At 58.6% G+C, this 1,942-nt stretch carries 1 protein-coding gene and 1 pseudogene; both read left to right on the top strand.

The features are described from left to right. Positions 1–765 precede the first annotated feature (765 nt). A pseudogene (locus tag ABD256_RS44035) lies at positions 766–1,416 on the top strand (reverse transcriptase domain-containing protein); the annotation flags it as partial. Positions 1,417–1,512: 96 nt separating this feature from the next. Then, positions 1,513–1,851, top strand: a complete 339-nt coding sequence (locus tag ABD256_RS44030; protein ID WP_344432368.1) for a group II intron maturase-specific domain-containing protein — start codon at positions 1,513–1,515, stop codon at positions 1,849–1,851. Positions 1,852–1,942 lie beyond the last annotated feature (91 nt).

Below are 1,942 nucleotides of genomic sequence, written 5' to 3'. Positions count from 1 at the left end.
GGCTTTGTTGTGTCGCGAACATGGAGAGGAGTCGTTTGGTAGGTGCGGGTACTTGAAGTGATGCTGTGTGGGAGATGGAGGTTTGGCCCTCCGGCGTCGCCCTGCGGGGGGAGACGTCAAACCACCTCAAGGTGCGTTAGCTGAAGACTGTCGTGCTGAGCGTTGAGGAAAAGGCGGCCGTAAGAGTCGTCAGGTGTGGATCAGGAAGACGAACGAGAGTGAACCGCTGATGAAGTGTCGAGAACTTGAAATGGCATCAAAATCGGGGTTTCAAAGCGATCCCGAGATGAGTCTGGCGGGTGTCCCGTTTATTGGCCAGGCGGTGTCCGGCATGCAGGCGGCGTGAGTCTGATCTGGGCTTCTGCACGGAACGCGAGAAGGCGCGAGTCGACACCGGGTTTGTCGCGAGGGTGCGGCAAGCGCGAGAGGGAGCGCGTCGAGCGGCAGAAACCGCAAGATGCTGAGTACCGTTGCGGCTGCGCTGGCGGACCAGTTCGTAGTAGTGATGAAGCTTCTGTAATGGAAGTGGAGCGAAGGGGCTGGCTCATCTGTGGTTTGTTTCACGCGAGCAACCAGGGATGACCTGGGAGGAGACGAGTGAGCAAGTCGGGTTCGGAAGACAAGCCGTTTCAGATATCGAAGCGACTGGTATGGGAGGCATACAAGAGCGTCAAGCGAAACAAAGGTGCCGCCGGGGTGGATGGGCAGTCCATCGAGGATTTCGAGACTGATCTGAAGAATAATCTCTACAAGATATGGAATCGGATGTCGTCGGGGACCTACTTTCCGCCTCCGGTGCGGGCAGTGGAAATACCGAAGCCGCATGGTGGTGGGACAAGAATACTAGGGATTCCCACTGTGGCCGACAGAATCGCGCAGACTGTGGTTGCACTGCAACTGGAACCACGTATGGAGTCGATCTTCCATGAGGACTCGTACGGGTACCGGCCGGGGCGATCCGCGCTGGATGCGGTGAAGAAATGCCGAGAAAGATGCTGGCGGAAGGACTGGGTCCTCGACCTGGACGTCCAAAAGTTCTTCGACACGGTGGATCACGATCGCATGGTCAAGGCGGTGGAGGTCAACACCGACCAGAAATGGGTGGTGTTATATGTGAAGAGGTGGCTGACAGCGCCGATTCACATGCCCGACGGAAAGACTGTGGAGCGGGACCGCGGCACCCCTCAGGGGTCAGCCGTATCACCTGTCCTCGCTAATCTCTTCATGCACTACGCGTTCGACACTTGACTGACGAGGGAGTTCCCGGCAGTGGAGTTCGAGCGGTACGCTGATGACGCGGTGGTGCATTGTGCGACTGAGCGCCAGGCCCGGCAAGTGCGGGCGGCGTTGGTAGAGAGGATGGACAGCGTCGGGTTGCGGCTGCATCCTGACAAAACCAAGATCGTGTACTGCAAGGACAGGAAGCGGCGGTTCGACTTTGAATGCACGTCGTTCACATTCCTCGGGTTCACGTTCCGCGCCCGAACGGCGCCGACCAGGGACGGCAAGAGCATGTTTGCCGGGTTCCTGCCGGCGATCAGCAAGGACGCGCTCAAAGCCAAAAGTCACACGGTTCGCAGATGGCGGCTGCACTTGTGTACCACTAATGATCTGGCGGAGCTGGCTGCGTGGATGAATCCAGTGATTCGTGGCTGGATGCAATACTACGGCAAGTTCTACCGGTCTGAGATGAATGGCCTCCTGCGCCGCATCAACACCTACCTGATGCGGTGGGGTCGCAGAAAGTTCGCACGGCTCAAGACGTTCAAGAGGTTCAAGGCCTGGTGGCATGGGCTTCTGCACAGGATGCCCGCGCTCTTCGACCACTGGGAGTGGATGTCCGAGTTCTGATGGATTAGATGAGAAGAGCGGAATGACGGGAGACTGTCACGTTCCGTTCTGTGGGAGCCCGGGGGTGAGATCCCCCGGGCCACCCGGCGAC

The organism is Amycolatopsis minnesotensis, from assembly GCF_039529815.1.
Lineage (GTDB): Bacteria > Actinomycetota > Actinomycetes > Mycobacteriales > Pseudonocardiaceae > Amycolatopsis > Amycolatopsis minnesotensis.
Note: the sequence above shows the minus strand (reverse complement) of the source record. Positions and strands in the feature narration are given on the sequence as shown.

Bases quoted from the DNA above. Each gene is read 5' to 3' on its own strand.
- ABD256_RS44030 (WP_344432368.1), top strand. From the start codon at position 1,513: ATGTTTGCCGGGTTCCTGCCGGCGATCAGCAAGGACGCGCTCAAAGCC.